Source organism: Pontibacter sp. LHS1 (assembly GCF_058932855.1).
This window is the reverse complement of sequence record NZ_JBZYWF010000010.1, coordinates 20,125-40,104: the sequence shown is the minus strand read 5'-3', so window position 1 is coordinate 40,104 and position 19,980 is coordinate 20,125. Positions and strand designations below refer to the sequence as shown.

General features: G+C 48.3%; 15 protein-coding genes. 11 read left to right on the top strand and 4 right to left on the bottom strand.

The annotated features are described in order from the left end of the window. The first annotated feature begins 52 nt into the window (after positions 1–52). The 8 genes from ccoG (at position 53) to AC5FXQ_RS17055 (ending at position 7,823) form a co-directional block, all read left to right on the top strand. Entirely contained in the window at positions 53–1,459 is a 1,407-nt protein-coding gene (ccoG, locus tag AC5FXQ_RS17090; protein WP_493603631.1) for a cytochrome c oxidase accessory protein CcoG, read from the top strand. Between the two features lie 41 nt (positions 1,460–1,500). Then, complete coding sequence (locus tag AC5FXQ_RS17085; protein WP_493603630.1) at positions 1,501–1,962, top strand: FixH family protein; 462 nt, start codon at positions 1,501–1,503, stop codon at positions 1,960–1,962. Positions 1,963–1,966: 4 nt separating this feature from the next. Then, positions 1,967–2,683 carry a sulfite exporter TauE/SafE family protein gene (locus AC5FXQ_RS17080; protein WP_493603629.1) on the top strand — a complete coding sequence of 239 codons (717 nt, stop codon included), beginning with the start codon at positions 1,967–1,969 and terminating at the stop codon, positions 2,681–2,683. Between the two features lie 97 nt (positions 2,684–2,780). Continuing rightward, positions 2,781–3,689: a universal stress protein gene (locus tag AC5FXQ_RS17075; RefSeq protein ID WP_493603628.1), complete on the top strand. Its 909-nt coding sequence runs from the start codon at positions 2,781–2,783 to the stop codon at positions 3,687–3,689. Between the two features lie 13 nt (positions 3,690–3,702). Next, positions 3,703–4,077, top strand: coding sequence for a Crp/Fnr family transcriptional regulator (locus AC5FXQ_RS17070; RefSeq protein ID WP_493603627.1), 375 nt, complete (start codon positions 3,703–3,705; stop codon positions 4,075–4,077). 113 nt (positions 4,078–4,190) lie between these two features. Then, positions 4,191–5,537: a DUF2254 domain-containing protein gene (locus AC5FXQ_RS17065; RefSeq protein ID WP_493603626.1), complete on the top strand. Its 1,347-nt coding sequence runs from the start codon at positions 4,191–4,193 to the stop codon at positions 5,535–5,537. A gap of 42 nt (positions 5,538–5,579) precedes the next feature. Then, complete coding sequence (locus tag AC5FXQ_RS17060) at positions 5,580–6,968, top strand: TIGR00341 family protein (RefSeq protein ID WP_493603625.1); 1,389 nt, start codon at positions 5,580–5,582, stop codon at positions 6,966–6,968. Positions 6,969–6,977: 9 nt separating this feature from the next. Continuing rightward, a complete protein-coding gene (locus AC5FXQ_RS17055; RefSeq protein ID WP_493603624.1) occupies positions 6,978–7,823 on the top strand; it encodes an ion transporter in 846 nt (281 codons plus the stop codon). Here the strand turns inward: AC5FXQ_RS17055 and alr are convergent. The 3 genes from alr to AC5FXQ_RS17040 form a co-directional block, all read right to left on the bottom strand. Beyond that, entirely contained in the window at positions 7,820–8,971 is a 1,152-nt protein-coding gene (gene alr, locus AC5FXQ_RS17050; protein ID WP_493603623.1) for an alanine racemase, read from the bottom strand. The genes AC5FXQ_RS17055 and alr overlap by 4 nt on opposite strands. 7 nt (positions 8,972–8,978) lie before the next feature. Further along, the gene (locus tag AC5FXQ_RS17045) at positions 8,979–10,151 is read right to left on the bottom strand and encodes an amidohydrolase (protein WP_493603622.1); all 1,173 of its coding nucleotides are present in this window, start codon (positions 10,149–10,151) and stop codon (positions 8,979–8,981) included. Positions 10,152–10,283: 132 nt separating this feature from the next. Further along, positions 10,284–14,246, bottom strand: a complete 3,963-nt coding sequence (locus AC5FXQ_RS17040) for a PAS domain S-box protein (protein WP_493603621.1) — start codon at positions 14,244–14,246, stop codon at positions 10,284–10,286. Positions 14,247–14,728: 482 nt separating this feature from the next. Between AC5FXQ_RS17040 and AC5FXQ_RS17035 the strand changes: the two genes are divergently transcribed. Genes AC5FXQ_RS17035 through AC5FXQ_RS17025 form a run of 3 tightly spaced genes read left to right on the top strand, consistent with a single transcriptional unit; the run spans position 14,729 to position 18,466 of the window. Further along, positions 14,729–16,918: a PAS domain-containing sensor histidine kinase gene (locus tag AC5FXQ_RS17035; RefSeq protein ID WP_493603620.1), complete on the top strand. Its 2,190-nt coding sequence runs from the start codon at positions 14,729–14,731 to the stop codon at positions 16,916–16,918. Then, complete coding sequence (locus AC5FXQ_RS17030; protein ID WP_493603619.1) at positions 16,911–17,345, top strand: response regulator; 435 nt, start codon at positions 16,911–16,913, stop codon at positions 17,343–17,345. Before AC5FXQ_RS17035 ends, AC5FXQ_RS17030 begins: the two co-directional genes overlap by 8 nt. A 23-nt stretch (positions 17,346–17,368) precedes the next feature. After that, entirely contained in the window at positions 17,369–18,466 is a 1,098-nt protein-coding gene (locus tag AC5FXQ_RS17025) for a PAS domain-containing sensor histidine kinase (protein WP_493603618.1), read from the top strand. A gap of 62 nt (positions 18,467–18,528) precedes the next feature. On the opposite strand, the gene AC5FXQ_RS17020 is transcribed toward AC5FXQ_RS17025, so the two are convergent. After that, positions 18,529–19,887 carry a sigma-54-dependent transcriptional regulator gene (locus tag AC5FXQ_RS17020; protein ID WP_493603617.1) on the bottom strand — a complete coding sequence of 453 codons (1,359 nt, stop codon included), beginning with the start codon at positions 19,885–19,887 and terminating at the stop codon, positions 18,529–18,531. Positions 19,888–19,980 lie beyond the last annotated feature (93 nt).

Below are 19,980 nucleotides of genomic sequence, written 5' to 3'. Positions count from 1 at the left end.
ACCATTATATCTTTCAACAGGCAGGATTAATATCCGCACAAATTAAACTGCCATGGCAACCAAATTACAAACCGCGCCGGACGAATTCCGGGACCATATTTCGACAGTAGACGAGCATGGTAAAAGGGTATGGGTATACCCTAAAAAACCCAAAGGTAAACTCTACGACTACAGAAAGTGGGTGAGCTATGGCTTGCTGGCTTTTCTGTTCGCCGGGCCTTTCATCAAGATCAACGGGCTACCGCTGCTGATGCTAAACATCCTGGAGCGAAAGTTCGTGATCTTCGGTATTCTCTTCTGGCCCCAGGACTTCTTTATTCTGGTAGTGGCCTTTCTGGCCATGGTGGTGTTCATCATCCTCTTCACGGTAGTGTATGGCAGGCTGTTCTGTGGCTGGGTCTGTCCGCAGACAATCTTCCTCGAAATGGTCTTCCGCCGCATTGAGTATCTGATAGAGGGCGACTACACCAAACAGCGGGCTCTGAATAAAATGCCCTGGAACACGGAGAAGATCCTGAAGAAGGGCTCCAAGACTGCTGTTTTCCTATTGATTTCCTTTATCATCGCAAATACCTTCCTGGCTTATATCATAGGGATAGATGCCCTGAAAGAAATCATCAGTGACAGTCCGGCAAATCACCTGGCAGGATTCGGCTCTATGCTTGTTTTCACCGGTGTGTTCTACTGGGTGTTTGCCTATTTCCGGGAGCAGGTATGTACCATTGTTTGCCCTTATGGCCGTCTGCAGGGCGTGATGCTTGACAAGAAAAGTCTGACAGTAGCTTATGACTACGGTCGTGGGGAGCCTCGCGGCAAGCTGCGCAAAGGGCAGGAGCGTACCGAAGGCGACTGCATCGACTGTCACCAGTGTGTGCAGGTATGCCCGACAGGTATAGACATCCGCAATGGGGCACAGCAGCTGGAGTGTATCAACTGTACGGCCTGCATCGATGCCTGCAATGACATCATGCGCATGATCGAGAAGCCGGAAGATTTGATCCGCTACGACTCTGAAGAGGCTATTTCCGAAGGTCGCAAGTGGAAACTTTTCACACCACGGGTAATGGGCTACAGCGCTGTGCTGATGCTCCTGCTGGTTGCGCTTACCTCGCTTCTGCTCACCCGCGATGCTGCTGAGGCAACCATCCTGCGCACGCCAGGTCAGCTATACCAGAAAACAGAGCAGGGTACGGTGAAGAACCTTTACAACATCTCTGTGATCAATAAGACCAACTTCGAGATGCCGCTGACCCTGAAGCTGCACAATACAGACGGTACAATCCGGATGGTAGGCAGCGAACTGGTGCTACCGGCGCAGGGCAAGGCAGATGGAGTGTTCTTCGCAGAAATTCCGCAGAGCCAGTTGACCGGCATGAACGCCAAAATTGAGATCGGGGTGTACCATGAAGGCGAGCTGATCACCACGCAGGACACCAAGTTCCTGGCTCCTGCCAAATAATTACCGCTTCATTATAAAGCAACTATTCAAGCACAATCATCATGACTAAAGATAAAAAATTCACTTTCTGGCCTTACGCCATCGTAATCGGGCTGATATCCTTCATGGGTTACATCGTCTACTTTGTGATACAGGCCATGAACCAGGACGTGGACCTGGTGAGCAAAGACTACTATGCACAGGAGATCGCATACCAGGACCAAATTGACCGTGTAAGACGCACCCAGGCGCTGGGCGATGTGATGCTGACTTACAAGGAGGAGGGCCAGACCATTCTATTGCAGGTGCCTGCCACTTACAGCGACAAAAAGTTAACCGGTATGGTGACCCTATTCCGTCCGTCGGACGATAAGCTGGACCAGCAAATGCCGCTACAGTTGGGTCGCGACTTAAGCCAACTCATAGAAGTAGGAAACCTTGAAAAAGGTTTGTGGAAAGTTCGCGTGAACTTCAGCGACGGCGAAGAAGCATACTATTCAGAAAAGACCATCCAAATAAAGTAAGGCCATGATCTGGGCAGGATTTCTATTTGGTTTATTAGGCAGTTTCCATTGTGTCGGGATGTGCGGCCCTATAGCAATGGCGCTACCATTTGTCGGGAGTTCCGGCTGGCGTTACTACGCCGGTCGGCTCCTGTACAATGGTGGTCGCATCGTTACATACGCATCATTGGGCGCAATCGCAGGCGCCTTTGGCCAGTCACTTGAGATGGCAGGTCTGCAACAGACAGTTTCCATTGTTTCGGGTGTTTTGATCCTTTTGCTGCTGGTGCTGCCGGCCGCTCTCAAAGGCAAGGCCTCCAACATACTGGGCACAGACAAAGTGATGGGCTGGGTTCGCAAAAAGCTTGGCTACTACTTTCAGAAAAACTCACTGGGCTCACTTTTCATAGTAGGTATGCTCAACGGTCTGCTTCCATGCGGTTTCGCTTACATTGCCCTGGCAGGCGCCATCAGTGCCCCTGGTATAGGCGGTGCCATGCTCTATATGGCGCTTTTCGGACTGGGTACTTTCCCACTCATGTTTATTGTTTCGCTCTCTGGAAAGCTCATCAGCCTGAAGGTGCGAGGCATGTTTAACCGGGCCGTTCCCTATGTAGGCATGGCATTGGCTGTACTGTTCATTGTACGTGGCCTTGGCCTGGGTATACCTTACCTCAGTCCCAAAGTAGTGCAGACAGAACAGCATACCACCGAAATGAGCTGCTGTTCCAAGCCAAAATAGCTGTAAAGCCAATACTGTTAAATTCACTTTTTCGTGTGATACAGCTCAAGTAGCTTAAGCGATCCACCTATACCCTTAAATACTAAACATGACCACTATGACAACGCTATCGCAGACAAAACGCATCCTGGTACCGCTGGAACTGAACGAGACAGGAGAGGACCTGCTATACTACGCCGGGCAGCTGGCCCATGCACTGGGGGCGGAGCTATACCTGTTCCATGCCTGCAAAACGGCTGACCTGACTTATACGCAGCAAAGCAGCTGCATTCAAAAGCTTCGATCATTTGCCGAGCGTGTGTTTAGCCGTGAATTCAAAGCCTCTAAAGTAGCAGCACCATTCGATTGCGTGGTACGGCCCGGGCAGATACGTGATAGCATACAATCCGTCGTGCAGGACTATCAGATCGACCTGGTGCTGATGGATGCCGGAACACGGGCAAACAATGTTCTCAACAGGGAAGCAACCGAGCTGGCGGCTGTCGTTATGGATCTTGTTTCATGTCCGGTCATGGTGCTACCGGCCTCCATACGTTATCAAAAATTGAAAAATCTGGTATTTGCCACGGACTTTACAGATCAGGACCAAAAGGTGCTCTTCCGTATAGCTGACCTGGCACAACAGCTGAAGGCTAAACTGACGCTTGTGCAGGTATACGGTGAAGAAGAGCGTTCCCAGCTATGCTCATACAAGTCGGCTATGCTGGAACTCGAAAAGCAGCTCAAAGGACGTAAAGTTTCCTTCAGATTGCTGGAAGAAGAAGACGTACTGGAGGGCATCAGTGAGTTTTCGGAGGAGACGGCGGCGGATCTGCTGATACTGGCCACGCAGGACAACTACCTGATGGAGCGTCTCTTTAGCACAAACTATATGAAGACAATGGCCTTTCATACTCGCATCCCGCTGTTGACTTACCGCCAGCATAAAAAGAAATCTTGTTCGGGTTGCTGTGTTAACTGTACAAGCAAGCAAAGGCAGGTGCAGCTGCAGTCTACAAATCAGTAAACATCAAACCAGCATGGCGGTAAGGGATTTCATCAACAGAGGAATGATCGAAGGAGAGCCGGAGCACCTGGAGCGTGGGCGCTGTATTTTCAGGCAGGGGGAGGAGGTATCCTCTTTTTACCTGGTCACCCGGGGAAGCGTGGCGCTTACTGACCAGGCGGCAGGTATAGATGAACAGGTGGTTGCCCCTCCGGATTTTCTGCTTGGCATCACCAACCTATTGAACGATACCTACAGCTTTACCGCCTATACGCTCGAACATACTGAACTGATCAGGATAAAAAAGGAGGCCGTGCAAAAAGCATTGCAAGAAAATCCAATGATACGGTTGTACCTGCTCAAAATGATGAGCTGGGAAGCCAGCCTGACAAAGATAGCATTCGAATAAACCAACCATTTTTATAATCAGCAGCCGGTAGCAATTAGTTACCGGCTTTCTGTTTTATAACTTATACCCAAAGCATACAGTAAAATAAAGCAATGTAACCCCGCCACCGCACTATGAAGAGAATCATAAGCCGGCTGAAGCTTGTCATTCAGTTTATCTTTACCAGCATAGGATTTTACCCGACCATTATCTCGCTGCTCTTTTTCGGGATTGCAGTGCTGATGATCTATTTTGAAACCAGGGGAATCAGCAACTCGCTGAAGGATGAATTGCCTTTTTTCATCATCACGCACGGCGATACAGCCACCATGATCCTGAGTTCGATCGCCACCGGGATCTTTTCCCTGATCGTTTTCAGTTTTACCATGGTGATGCTGGTCCTGAATCAGGCCAGCGCCAACTTTTCACCCCGTGTCATACCAGGACTAATCTCTTCCAAGTCAAACCAAAAAGTGCTGGGACTATACCTGGGAACGCTGATTTATACCTTGGTTGTCATGGTAAATATCCGCTCTGAAAGTTATGATGCTGACCTGCCCGGGCTGGCGGTATTCATGGCGATGTGCTTTACAATTCTTTGTCTGGCCTTCTTTGTATACTTCATCCATTCCATCTCAGCCGCCATTCAGATCGGCAATATTCTGGAGAGCATCTACAAACTGACCCTGGATAAATTGCGCGAGGAAATCTCAAAAGATGAAGGAAAGGCTCTACCGGCAATATTTGAAACGGGAGACTGGCGAGAACTCAACAGCGACTTCAGCGGATACCTGCAAAAAGTCGACAAGAAAGCTATAATCGAGCTTTGCAGAAAGCATGATGTGGTGCTAGAATTCATGCAGCCCCTTGGCCACTTTGTGATCAAAGGATTGCCATTTGCAAAAGTGGCCGGTACTCTGAAAGATAAAGAAGCTTTTTGCGAAGATCTTTACAGCAATATCAGTTATTACCAGGAAGAGCTCGCCGATATGAACTATCTCTATGGTTTCAAACAGATCACTGAGAGTGCTGTCAAGGCTTTAAGCCCCAGTGTGAACGACCCAGGCACTGCTATAAAGGCGATTGACTACCTGACCGACCTCTTTATAATCCGGATGCAACTGACTGACGAGAAAATCTTTCATGATAAAGATAATGTACTTCGTCTGCGTTTGGATGAAGTAAATTACAGGGATTTACTGAGTCATTGTCTCGGACCAATCCGGGTATATGGCAGAGAAGACCCTGTCATTGTGCTACGACTTTTGAACTTGCTTAAAAACCTATGTTACGCAGCAAAAAGTAACCCCAAGCGACTGGCTCCCATCACAACAGAAGCGCAACAACTCTTGTCAGATGCAGAAGAAACGACTAAGAACCCAGGGGATCGAATAAAAATAAACCAGCTGGTAAATGCCCTGAACAACACCTGTGGACTACCCCAAACACTGCCTCTGCTAAGCGTGAAATTGGGGACTTAAGCGAAAAAAAACTATTTTTACAGGAATTGCTAATTCCTGTTTATGATTTTCGATTCGATTAAGAGGGCCCTGGACAGTGTGCTTAACATCATCCATGAGACCGATGAGCCAGGCACTATTCGCGAAATTTACGATAAGATTCCTGTTCGCGGCAACAATACCTGGATGCTGATTTGCTCCGCCATGCTGGCTTCTATTGGCCTCGACACTGGCTCCGGAGCTGTTATTATCGGCGCCATGCTTATTTCCCCTCTCATGTCCCCGATTCTGGGAGTGGGGCTATCAGTAGGCATCAATGACCGCGAAATGTTGTGGGCCTCTGTGAAGAACCTTTCACTCGCAGCAGCAGCCGGCCTGATCGTGAGTACGTTCTACTTCATGATCACGCCACTCGGAGAGCCTACCAACGAACTGCTGGCACGTACCAAACCCACTTTGCTTGATGTGATGGTCGCCTTTTTTGGCGGTGTGGCAGGTATTGTCTCTATCTCCAGATCAGATAAATCAAACGCTATACCTGGCGTGGCCATTGCTACTGCCCTGATGCCGCCGCTGTGTACGGCTGGCTATGGTCTTGCGCTCGGTCGCTTCGATTTCTTTTTCGGTGGCTTCTACCTGTTTTTCATCAACGCCGTCTTTATCAGTCTGGCGACTTTCCTGATCGTTAAGTACCTCAAGTTTGACATCAAACACTACGTGGATAAAGCAACAGAGCGTCGTGTAGCCCGTATCATGGCCTTGATGCTGTTCATTGTAGTATCGCCGAGCGCCTACTTCCTGTACAACATCTATCAAAACGTTCAGACCAAGAAAAAAATTGAGAACCTGATCGTGCGCGACTTTGCCAGCAGGAACAATGAAATCATTAAATGGGAAGTAACGGATACCGACACGCTGAGTACAATTAAGATCTATAGTGTTGGCAGCCCTGTGCCTGACTCCCTGCTCCAGCACTATGAGAATGTCCTAGCTCAGAATTCACTCTCAAAACACCGTGTAAAGCTGGTGCAGTTGGATGTATCAGCCGAGGATGTACGCCGCATGGCATCCGACATCACCAACAACCTCACCAAGGATTTCCTGAAGACCATCGAAATTCAGAAAATGCAAAGTCAGCGGGCAGACAGCCTTATGCGGCTGGCCAACTCGTATACGCCGGTAAGCGCCAGCAGGGAGCTTAAATTGATTTTCCCGGAGATTGATAAGGTGGAGGTAGGGGAGATCGTGTCTGTGGCAGAAAACAAAGCAAAGCTCGATACAGTTATGCTAGTCATGATCGGATGGAAAAAGCCGCAGCCTGCCAATCCGGCAAAAAAAACCAGTGCTGTATTTGTAGACCCTGCCAAGATAACTGAGTATGAGCAGCGTATACAGCAATATATGGCTAATCGTTTCCGGAAAGATTCCGTACGCGTTTCTTCCTCTTTGTAGATCAGGTCCATGGCAACACACAGCAATGACACGCTAAAGCATAAACTGTACAGCATTATTTTCGAAGCTGAAACGCCGGCCGGCAAAGCTTTCGATATCATGCTGCTCCTGTTGATTATAGGAAGTGTTGTGGTGGTGTCGCTTGAAAGTGTGGTAGCCCTAAGGCGGGATTACCTGCCTCTGTTTCAGACGCTTGAATGGATTTTTACCATCCTGTTTACGATTGAGTACATACTCCGCATCTATAGCTCAGAGCGCCCTATAAGGTATGTGTTCTCTTTTTTCGGAATCATTGATTTCCTGGCTATTATCCCTACTTATCTCAGCCTCTTTGTTCTTGGTTCCCAATACCTGCTCGTTATCCGCGTGTTCCGTTTGCTCCGGATTGCAAGGGTATTTCGCCTGACAAGCTTTGTCAACGAAGGCCAGGTCCTGTCTAAAGCCCTGCGGGCCAGTATGACCAAAATCACGGTGTTTCTGGGTGTTGTGCTGATGATGGTAATAGTCGTTGGTGCCCTGATGTATGTGATAGAAGGCAGAGAGAGCGGGTACACCAGCATTCCGAAAAGTATCTATTGGGCCATTGTGACGCTCACCACTGTTGGTTTTGGGGATATTACCCCGGTGACGCCGCTTGGGCAACTCCTGGCCAGCTGCCTGATGATCATGGGCTATGGAATCATTGCTGTCCCCACAGGTATCGTGTCAGTAGAGCTCGCCAATGCAGAACGTTTGAGCACGACAACACGTGTTTGCCCGAACTGCTACAAGGAAGGACATTCCCTGGCGGCTAATTTCTGTGACAACTGTGGCTACGAACTTCACCGCGAAGAAGCGGTTGGGAGTAACATCTAATCGATGATGATCCGGGGTATGTTCAGCGGGAGTCGGGTCAACAGCTCATAGTTAAGCTGCGTGCTCAATTCGGCAAACGATGCCACCGTAATGCTTTCATTTCCTTGCTTGCCAAGCAGCACCACCTCATCTTTAAGAGACACGTCCGGTATACCGGTCACATCCACCATCAGTACGTTCATATTCACGATGCCCACTACCGGCGCTCTGTGCGACCTGATCAGCACCTGGCCCTGGTTGCTGAGGCTGCGGCTAAAGCCCCAGGCATATCCTACAGGTATAGCAGCAATCAGCATTTCACTACTCGCCTGAAAGCTCTTGCCATACCCAATAAACTCACCAGCCGGAACTACCTTCAAACTCATAATGTGACTCTTCCAGTTAATCAGTCGCCTTAACGGATCGGTACGGTCCGTGCTGACGCCCATGTACCGCTGGTAGATCTCCGGACTAGGCCAGAAACCATACTGCATAATACCCACCCGCACCATATCCAGGTGTGTCTCGGGATAGGCCATCACGGCAGCTGAGCAGGCTGTGTGCAGTGTTTTAATAGCGACCCCTTTCTGCTGCAGCATGCGCACCGCCGCGTGATAGCGTTGCAGCTGACCTGTCACCCGTTCATGATTCTCGCTACTTTCGGCGCCTGCATAATGCGTGGATACACCGACTACCTCAAATGCATCAGGCTGCTTCAGAATAATTTCAGCAGCACGTTCCAACTCATGCGTGTTTAATCCGATGCGGTACATACCTGTCTCCAGATCGAGGTGGATTCGGGCTGGTTTCTGTAAAGCCTGGGCTGTCTTGCCTGCCTGTTCCAGCCTGTCCAGGGAGAACACATAAAATTCTATGTCATGAGAGATAGCCCAGTTTAGCTCCTCGTCATCGATAAAGCCCATGATCATGATGGTAGCCGTATGTGGCAACACCTGCTGTAGACGATAGGCTTCATCGGCGCTAAAAACTGAAAAATGGTCAACGCCGCAGGTATAGGCCAGCTGTCCGAATTCCTCAATGCCATGCCCATAGGCGTTGCCCTTGATAACAGAGGAAAAACGGGCACCAGGTCTGAGCCGGGCTTTAAGAAATGCTATGTTATGTGCTAGGGCTGACCGACTTATTTCGATATAAGAACTATAAAACATGAAATGGTTAATCGTTTAGTAAGGATGCTGCAATGCGGTAAAACAGGGAAGCACCAGCAGGTATAAGTTCATCAGGGAAATCATAATCGGCATGGTGAAGCTGCGGTTGGACCACACCGGATCCCAATCCAAAAAGAGCACCGCTATACCTGTTTGTGATATGCCCGAAGTCCTCTGACCAGCGTACAGGTTGGTCTGCCTGCTTTACTTCCATACTCAGATAACGGGCAGCCTGCTCTACCAGTTCAACTGCCTCCGCACTATTGCGTGTAGCAGGAAACTCTTCTACCCATTCCAACTCATACCCTAATCCATACTTAAGCGAAACCAGCTTAACTGATTCTATTGCAAGGGATTTTAGCTTGTTCAGGTCTTCCTGTTCAAAGGCCCGAAGCGTTGCCATCACCGTCGCAAATCCCGGGTTGGTGCCGAATGCAACTTCGCCCAGTCGGGAATGCACCACAGTAAGCAAGGTCAGGTCCCGGAAGGAATGCTGATCACGCACCAGGGCATTGAAAGCCTGTATCAGTTCACTCATGCCTTCTCCGGGGTTCAGGCCATTCTCAGGCTCCGCAGCATGCGACTCTTTCCCGTGTAACTGCACTTTAAGTCCCACAGACGCCGCAGCGAATACGTCAGATCGCAGGATTACCTGCCCCATAGGCTTGCCTGGCATGTTATGCAGCGCAAACACATAATCGGGTGCTATCTGCTGAAAAGCAGGGGAGTGCAGAACAGCCCAGGCGCCTGCACCGTTTTCTTCTGCCGGCTGAAACAGCAAGACTACCCGTCCTTTTTCCAGTGGGTGATGGTGCAACAGACTGGCAAGTCCAGCTAAAATAGCCATGTGCCCGTCATGCCCGCATTTGTGACTAACGCCTTTCTGAATAGAGGTATAAGGCAGTTCATTTTGCTCTACAATCGGCAGGGCATCCAACTCAGCCCTGAAGAGCACGGTAGGCCCGGCATCCGAATCCTTTCCATTAAAGATCATTGCAAAGCCGTTCCCTCCTAAACCTGTAATTACTTCATCGGGTTGGTAGCGCTGCAGGAAACCACGCAAGGTATGGCTTGTCTCAAACTCAAGTCCGGAAAGCTCAGGGTGCTGGTGCAGATGGTGGCGCAGCGCTGTGATCTCTTTCAGGTCAGGTATGGGAAGGGAAGATAGGGTAGAGGGCATAATTAAAATATAGGTATAGGTATAGCTGTCAGTAGGGCTTACGGTGGTTACTGCTAAAACTTTACAAAAAAGCCTGCCCTGCCAGCCTCTTTGTGCTGGCAGGGCAGGCTGTCATTAAGGACAGAGGCCTGTTTAAGAGCTTATTCCGGCACAGATATCATCCACAACCTTCAGCAGCACCTCCCGGATTCTGGAAACACCTTTCCGTACTTCAATCAAATTGGTCTCTTGTTTAGCATTTGCCTCCACAAAGCGCACAACTTCTTTCAAAGACTCGATTTTCATGGTATCAATCGTAGACTTTACCTTGTGAGCCAGTGCACTCACCGTCTTCCAGTCTTCCTGCTCCATGGCTTTATGCATATCCTGTACCGTGACAGGTATGGTATCTGCAAAGAGCTGACGGGCACGGTTCATGAACGCCTGATTGTTGTGAGACATTTTCTGAATGATCTCCATACTGTAGAGCGGCACAGCCGGTGCTTTCTCAACCGGATGCTGTGGTGCTGTAGCAGCAACTTTCACCTGATCGCTGTTTCGCTTTTCAGGAAGCAGGCTGGCTATTTTGGTATAAAGCACCTCTGCTTCAAATGGTTTTGACAGGTAATCATTCATACCTGCGCTCAGGTACTTTTCGGCGTCGCCTTTCAGAGCATTGGCAGTCAGTGCAATTATCGGTATACCTGCCTTCTGCTCATCGGACATGGCTCTGATCTGCAGGGTGGCATCTATCCCGCTCAGCTCCGGCATCTGAATGTCCATCAGGATGATGTCATAATCTGTTTGCTGTACCATCTCCACTGCTTCGAGACCGTTGACAGCCACATCCAGTTGGAAACCCCATTCTTCCATAATCGCCTGCGCCAGGAAGATGTTTACTTCATTGTCCTCCGCCAGCAGCACTTTCACAGCACCTAAACTGCCATAGTCAATATCGACTGTTTCACCTTCCGGCAGCTGGTCCACTTCACTTTTCGGATACGTAATCATAAAGAGGAAGATACTACCACCTTCCGGATTGTCTTCTACCCAGATATCTCCTCCCTGCCGTTCTACCAGGTTTTTGCAGATGCTAAGTCCCAGTCCGGTGCCTCCGTACTTGCGTGTGATGCTGGAGTAGGCTTGCGTGAAGCCCTCGAATATTAGGTCCTTTTTATCGGTTGGCACACCAATGCCTGTATCCTCAACTGCAAACTCAATCGTCAGGGTAGAAGCCGTTTCTTCCAGTGTTTTGGCATGTAGGGTCACGCTTCCTTCCTCTGTAAACTTGATGGCGTTGTTCAGGAGGTTGAGCAGGATCTGGTTCAGGCGGTACGGATCACCCTGCAACAGGGTATGCGGCAAATCAAGTGTGCCAAGCTGAAGTGCAATATCCTTTTCTTCGGCCTTGTACTTCAATGTATGATAAGCAGCCTGCACGGTCTCTTCAATCCTGAACGGAATTGACTCGAGCTCCAGTTTGCCGGCCTCTATCTTGGCCACATCCAGAATATCATTGATGACTACCAACAGGTTGTCTGCAGACTGATTAATGATCTTGAGGTAATTAAGCTGCGTTTCGTCCAGTTGGGTCTTGTGCAATAGTCCGCTCATACCCAGTATACCGTTGAGCGGCGTTCGGATCTCGTGACTCATATTTGCCAGGAAATTCTCTTTCACCCGCGCAGATTCCTCCGCTGCCTCCTTGGCGCTTTTGAGTTCGCGCTCTGTCTGGATGCGGTCAGTCACGTCCTGGGCGATACCGATCACATAGGGCTCCTGCCCATCTTCGCTCACCTTGTAGTTCTGGTAATTGAGGAAGCGTTCTTCTTTGTCCTTGCGCAGTATGCAAAGGATGCCTTTTACAACCGTATTTTCCTCAAATTGCTTCAGATACTGCGGGAAGAATTGGCGGTGCAGCAGCGGGAAGAACTGTTTCAGCTCTTTGCCTATTACCTCTTCCTCTTCATAGCCAAGCATTTCCACCAGGTATGGATTGACAGACAGTATAACGCCCTGCATATCATGCGTACACATATAAGCCTGGCTGTACTTGATCAGGTCCCGGTATTTCTTCTCACTCTTTTTGAGCGCCTCTTCAGCCATGCGTCGCTCTGTAATATCACGCGACGAGGACTGTATCTTGATTACATTCCCATCGCTGTCCGTAATAGGCTTGATGCTCGTTTCTACCCAGATATAATAGCCATCGCGGTGCATTTTGCGATGCTGCACCGTCGTGTCATGTTTCTCCTCCAGGGCGACCCGATGTCCCATGGTCTGCACCTTTTCTGCGTCATCCGGGTGTATGATCTGGTAGGCTGATAAACCAACTAACTCAGCAGGTTTGTAGCCTAACATATCTTCCACGGCATTCGAAACATACAGATAAGTGCCTGCCGCATCATGCAGACAAACCAGGTCTCGGGAATTTTCAGACAGCAGCCTGTGAAGCTCCTCGCTTTCCTCCAGCTTTTTGTTGGCGTTATACTGCTCTGTAATATTGGTGGAGATGCCGAGTACATGCACTTCACCATTATTAGCTGTGAGCGGCTTCTTGATAGTATTAAACCACTCCACACGACCATCAGGTAAGGTATAGCTGTCCTGCACACGCAACTCCTGGCCTGTTTGTATCACAATCTGGTCCACGTGGTCATAATGCTGCAGCTCTTGCGAAACGTGGTGCAGGTCATGCGTATTTTGATCCAATAAATCTTCTGGGTTCAGCCCAAATAGGGCGGCGCACTCCTGGTTTACGAGTTTGAAGTTGCCCTCACCGTCTTTTACATATATCAGCGTAGGACTGGTATCAAGCACCAGTCTGATAAAGTCATTTTTCTCCTTTACTTCGATCGCAGCCTTGCGTTCCTCAGTCACATCCCGCACAATCGTGAGTACCTGCTCATCATTATACTTCACAATGCGGCCTTCATAGTAACGCGACTCCAACTCGTAATTTATAGAGTGCATCTGCCCGGTTGCCAGCACATCCTGTATCAGATCGAAGCTTTTCTGACTAAGAGGAGCAGGCAGCATATCGAAAAGCGTTTTGCCGATCACATCAGATGCCTGCATCGCCTGGTACTGCGAGTGTTCATTGTGCATCTCCAGGTATACCCCCTGTTTGTCTATGATAAACATCATGTCTGGTATGGCATCCAGAATAGCCCTTATCTTCGCTTCGCTGGATTTGATTTCCTGCTGTGCATGATGGAGATCAGTGATATTGAGGCCGTGCCCTATAATGATTTTTACCTCGCCCTGCTCATCGAGCACCGGGTTAAGCTTACGAATGTGGTAGCTGGCATTGCCTTGTTTATCGACAAGCTTTTCCTCGAAGGCCACCTGCCGGCGCTCATCCATCGTCTTGTGCAAGTGCTTGCCCCGGGTTTCGATGCGATGCAGCGGCACATTGCGATAGGCGCAGTACTCTTCATTCGTTTTGTTGATGATCCATTCCCGCAGATGAGGGTCTGACACGGCAGCAGGGTTCACGAAAATGTAGCGCAGTTGGTTATCATACACTGCCACATCCGAAGGAAGGTTATTCAGGATAGCTTCATAAAACTCTTTTTGATGGGCTAGTTCCTGGTTCTTCTGGCGCAGTTTGGTGATATCTTCGGCTGATCCAATGATCTGGCTTACTTTTCCATCGGCACTGCGCTTAAACACTGCTTCCCGACAAAAGAGAATTCTGCTTGACCCGTCGCTGGCACGCACACTATAGGAGATCTCACGTATTTCGCCATCCCGGGCACTCAGCATGCCGGAAGTATGCTGCAGCAGCAGGGCCCTGTCAGCTTCCTGTACGACGGACATAAAAAAGTGCCCATCCATAGCATCCAACTCCTGTTGGGTATACCCCAGGATCGTTTTAATACAGTTATTCAGGTAGATGCTTTTGTTCTGGTCGAGATCGTAGATATAGACAATGCTCGGCACCATGTGCATGACGTTTTGCACAAGCTCTGCTGTAGTATCAGACGGATGAGAACGGAGTGACTGTAACTCGCAGGCTAAGGTTTCAGCTCTTGTTTCAGCTTCCTGCCGGGCTTTTCTTTCTTTTTCGAGCTCCTGTTGCAGTTCCTGCAGCTCATATGAAGTTTCCATCATGCAATCAATAAAAACCCGTGTAAAAGAAGAGGCGGATTTATTCGCAAATTATCGCTTTTCAGTGGAGTAACAATCGATGTGAGGATATAATTTAACACAACATGAATTAATTAATAGCCTGCGTCAAAAGCAATTCACTACCGTGCTGGTTGCTATAGCTGTTTAAGTCAACTAAAGCTTCCGCAAGCTTTACAATAAATGGGGATTTTAACGCCGCTCCGGTACGTCCTATGTTAGGGGTAAAACACCATCGAATTAGTTCTATACTAAAATATGAAACAAATATAAATTTGTAAAGAGACCTACAAGTAGCAGGGCTAATAGAAAATAATAAAATGTAGCGCAACGCTATAATTGAGTAATTATGATGGGTGTATACGATAATTCATATTTATTTAAAGATTTGTTTATTTCATATTTTAAAAAATTAAATAAACTTTAAAACTGACAATTTGTGAAGAAACGATAGAATACATACTCTTATGAAATTTGCCCGCCTGAAGGAAGAATTCATCAGCTCCATCATGGATAGCAGCGGCGAGTTGTTCTCTGTGATCGATGCCTCAGGCAATTACCAGTTTGTGGGTGGATCTGTCAGGAATCTGCTAGGTTATCAGCCTGAGGAGCTGGTCTCACGCTCCGCTTTTGAGTTTATACACCACGATGACCGGCCATTGGTTGAGGCTGCTTTGGGGAGTGCGCTCTTCAACAGGACAACTGACCTGCCCAACTTCCGCTTCAGACATCAAAAAGGGAGCTGGCGCTGGATGCAGTGCCGCATTACCAATATGTCGGATAACCCGGAAGTGAGGGGCTACATCACTAACTCAATTGACATAACGGAACGAGTAGAAGTAGCGCGACACCAATTACGCTCACAGGCACATTATGAGTCTCTTTTCCATAATCATCCGGATGCTGTCTTTGAGCTGGACCGTGGAGGTTTTTTTACACTCGTAAATAAGAACTTCCCAGCCCTCACAGGTTATGGTTCAGAAGATATCACAGGTCGTCATTTTCGCGAACTGGTGCTGGAAAAGGATCTTCCAGTTGCCATGAACGCTTTTGTTAGGGCACTGGAGGGAAATGCTCACCAGGTAGAGTTATCCATCGTAAAGCCTAACCGGGAAGAGGTGTACCTGACCATTGCCATTGTGCCTGTCGTGGTAGGGCATGACATCGTTAAAATTCAAGGTATAGCCCGTGACATTACGCTACAGAAAAAATACGATAAGTATCTAGAAGCAGAGTCAAAGCAGCTGCATAATATCATGGAGCGGGTACCGGAGTCTTTTTTCTCACTCGATCAGGATTGGTGCTATACCTATGTCAACAGCTTTTACTGCCAGTATCTGGGTATTTCCAGGAAGGACCTGCTTGGTAAGAACATATGGGATCTGTTTCCGGAAGCAATTGACAGCAGCTTTTATAAGACCTGCCAGCAGGTGGCACAGACGGGTGTACCGGCTATCGCAGAAGCGTCTTCCCCCTATCACAAAGACACCACCATCAATGTTCAGGTATACCCGACAGGGGAGGACATCTCTGTTCACTTTGTGGACATAACTGAAAAGAAAGAAGAGCAGGATCGCCTGGAAAAGCTGTCGCTGGTTGCCAGTAAAACAAATACCTGTATACTTATCAGAAACAGGTTCGGTCAGATTGAATGGGTGAATGAAGCCTTTGAGCAGGTAATGGGATATAAGCTGGATGAGGTAATTCAGCAGGATCCTATAGAACTGCTGACAGGAGAGGAAACTGACCCCAAAACAGTTGCAAAGCTTCTAAAATGCGTAGCCACAGGTAAGCCTTTCAGAGGTGAGATCCTCAATTACACGAAGTATGGAAAAAAAATATGGTTTTACCAGGAGATCACACCTGTACACGGGGAAGACGGGGAACTGATCAAGTTTATATCAATCCGGACCGATATCACACAGCGCAAAGCCAAAGAAGAAGAGCTTGTGAAAGCGACCCGTGAACTGTTCCGGCAGAACCATGACCTGCAGCACTTCAGCTATATGGTTTCCCACAATCTAAGGGCTCCGGCTGCTAACATCATGGGGCTGTCGAGCCTGATGGACCGTACTGATAAAAATGATGCGGTATATGACCAGCTCGTGCAAAAGATCAAATTATCTGCACGCAATCTCGATACGGTCATCCGCGATATGAACCATATTCTTTCCATACGGGATCAGCACGAAGACCTGCACCGTGAAGTGGTATACCTCGCACATGTGGTAGATGAAGCTCTAGCCGTCATGGATCACAAGCTAAACCGTCAATCCTGCAGCCTCCACGTAGCTGTTGATCCGGGTATCCGGCTATTTTCAAACAAGGCCTATCTGCTGGAGATCCTGAAAAACCTGCTCTCAAACGCTGTGAAGTTCAGGCAGAAGGATGTGCCACTTGAGCTGCAAATAACAGCTGCCAGCAAGAAAGGCACAGTGGTACTAAAGATCAGTGACAATGGGATAGGGATGGATATGAGCAGTGTGAAGGAAGACTTGTTCAAGATTTACAAAAAATTTCATGTGGGCTATCAGGGCAGGGGCATCGGACTATTTCTGGTGAAAACATACCTCGAAATACTCAAAGGCAAGATCAAAGTGTCATCAGAACCAGGCAGGGGCACCTGTTTCAAAATCAAACTGGAAGAATATGTTTAGCAAGGTATACATCATTGATGACGATGAAGTGACACTGTATCTCACAGGTCTGGTACTTTCGCTGTACGCCCCGGAAAGCAACTGTGTCAGCTTCCAGCATGCGCCTGATGCGTTGGACCAGTTGAAGCATGATCTGAAAGAGGATAGTCTGCCGGGTTTTATTTTCCTGGACCTCAACATGCCTGTCATGGATGGCCTGCAACTGCTGGAGGCACTGGGTACTATTTTCAGCGACGTGCACACCCTGCCACAGGTATACGTGCTTACCTCCTCGATCAGTGAGACAGACAAAGTCGCATGCAGGAAGTATCCGCTGCTGTTGGATGTGATAGAGAAACCGCTGACAGACAAAAAACTTGAGGAGATAAGCTTACAAAACACGTCGATTCCTTTTGGGAGCCGTACATTAAAAAGCGACCCTATATGACTACTTCAGGTATCCCTTTACCAATGGATATAAATAAAGAATTTGAACTGTATCAGTTCGAAAAACTTAACCAGACGCTTTTTCTTAACCACCCGGATGCCATCTTCCTGCTGGATCTGGAGGGGAAGTTTATGATGGTAAATGAGGAGGTATGTCGCATCACGGGGTATGATCGGGAAGTGCTGATCGGGCAAAGTTTTGAGCCACTCATAGAAGACAGCAAGAAGGCCTTTACGCAGGAGCGTTTCCAGAATTCAATGCAAGACAAACCACAGCGCTACGAAACTTCCATTGTAACTAAGAACGGCATCAAATACCTGGACGTCACAAACTTTCCGCTCAAAAATGACACCCGCATTCTGGCTATCTTTGGCATCGCTAAAGACATTACCGAAAAGAAGCAGAAGGAGATAGAGCTTGAGAAATACACTGCGCTCCTGAAAGTACACAATGATGAGCTGGAGATCTTTCGGAAAATACTGGCCCATGACATGCGAAAGCCGGTCGCCAATGCTCTTGGTTTTGCACGGCTTCTGCAATGCAACCTGGCAGAGAACAAGGAAAAGGAGGTAAAGCGCTATTTACTGCACACCGTGGAGTCTATTGACGTGATGTTGCGCGACCTGAATGAATTGATTGCTTTGCAGTCGACGGGTAAGGAAAGCAAGGAGGAGGTGGATGTCAGCAAAACCATTAAGCGTATCGTCAATTTCTTTCAGGAAGAGATCCGTCAGGCCAATGCAAGTGTAGATCTGGAAATAGCGGATAACCTCCAGATCCATACCATCAAGGCATATTTCAACAGCATCATTCGCAATCTGATCTCCAATGCCTTGAAGTACCGCAGCCTGGATCGTCCTGCCAGTATCACCGTAAAAGCTTTTTTGCATGACGAGCTGATTACCATAAAAGTAAAAGACAATGGCATTGGCATGGATCTCGGCAGCATAGGCCAGGAAATGTTCCAGATGCACCGCCGATTTGCTCCAAAAGCAGCAGAGGGAAACGGACTGGGACTCTACATCGTGAACCAACAGGTCAGGCTAATGGGTGGTCAGATCAACGTTGAAAGTGAAGTAGACAAAGGCTCCACCTTTACGATCACGTTACCTACGCACTAAACCAGCTGTAATTTCCGGAACGCAGCGCAATCCACGGTTTATAAAAAGACCACTTCTAAACCTTACTTCACAATAAGTTCGTTGCTCTGGATCATCCGATAGATCGTAGACTTACCAATGTCAAGTTTGTCGGCTACCAGCAGCACATTGTAGTCATACCTGTCCAGGAAGCGCTGGATGATGGCGGTTGTATATTCCTTGAGGCTACGTTCTTCAGCCAGAAAATCCTTTTCGGTATGGCTGGCCGAGAAATTGATATCCTGCTCCTGTATGGCGTCTTCGTCAGCCAGTACGACAGCCAGTTCCACCAGCGCCTTCAGTTCACGTACGTTACCCGGGAAAGCATAGGAGAGGAGTTTCTGCTGCGCTTCAGGTGACAGATATTTGCGCCCGAGTCCATTCTCCTTAGCGAAGGCATCAATGAAAAATTTTGCCAAAACCAGTATATCGCTTCCCCGATCGCGCAGCGGTGGCAATTGAATCGGAAGACCGAGCAAACGGTAATACAAATCTTCTCTGAACCGCCCTTTCTTTACTTCTTCAGCCAGGTTTTTATGGGTCGCTACGATAATGCGGACATCCACCGGCACGACAGCGTTTCCTCCCACGCGCGTGATTTCTTTTTCCTGTAGTACGCGGAGCAATTTGGCCTGCAGACTGATGTCAAGTTCACCAATCTCGTCCAGAAATATGGTGCCTTTGTTCGCTTCCTCAAACTTACCAAGGCGGCGTGACACGGCGCCGGTAAAGGCACCCTTTTCGTGGCCAAACAGCTCACTTTCGATCAGCTCACGGGGTATGGCCGCTACGTTTACGGCAACATAGGGAGCTTTTTTGCGGGTGCTGTTATAATGTATAGCCTTTGCAACCAACTCCTTACCTGTACCCGTCTCACCATGCACCGACACGGTGATATTGGTTTTAGAAGCTTTGTCCATCAGGTTAAACACCTTCTTGATAGCATCACTGTTGCCAATGATCACTTTGCCGAAATCATATTTCTGGCCGATCTCTTCTTTCAGGTGGTCAATCTCTTCACGCAGCGACACATTTTCCCGGATCTTATTGATCGTGTTCCAAAGGCGCTCGGGCGTGTCTTCGTCTTTTACTATGTAGTCATAGGCACCCAGCTTGAGAAGGTCCACAGCCGTGGCAACATCTTCCTGGCCCGAAATCACCACAACCTGTACATCCGGGTTTTGCTCTTTTATACGTTTGAGTACCTCTGATCCGTTTTTGTCAGGCAGCGAGTAGTCCAGCGTCACCACATTCGGGCGCAGGTGCATACTGGAAAGGCAGTCGTTGGCTGAGTGAAATTTCCGGATTTCATAGTCTGGATTCAATGAAAGGTGGTATTCCAGCAGTTCGCTGTACCATACATCATCATCCAGTATAAATATCTTAAAAGAACCGTTTGTCATCAGGGAGTGGGATAATTGCAAAATTTGAGTCAAATATAACTGAAAAGTTATACCCTGTTAACAGAATCCAGCTCATTTTTGGTTTAACTGTAC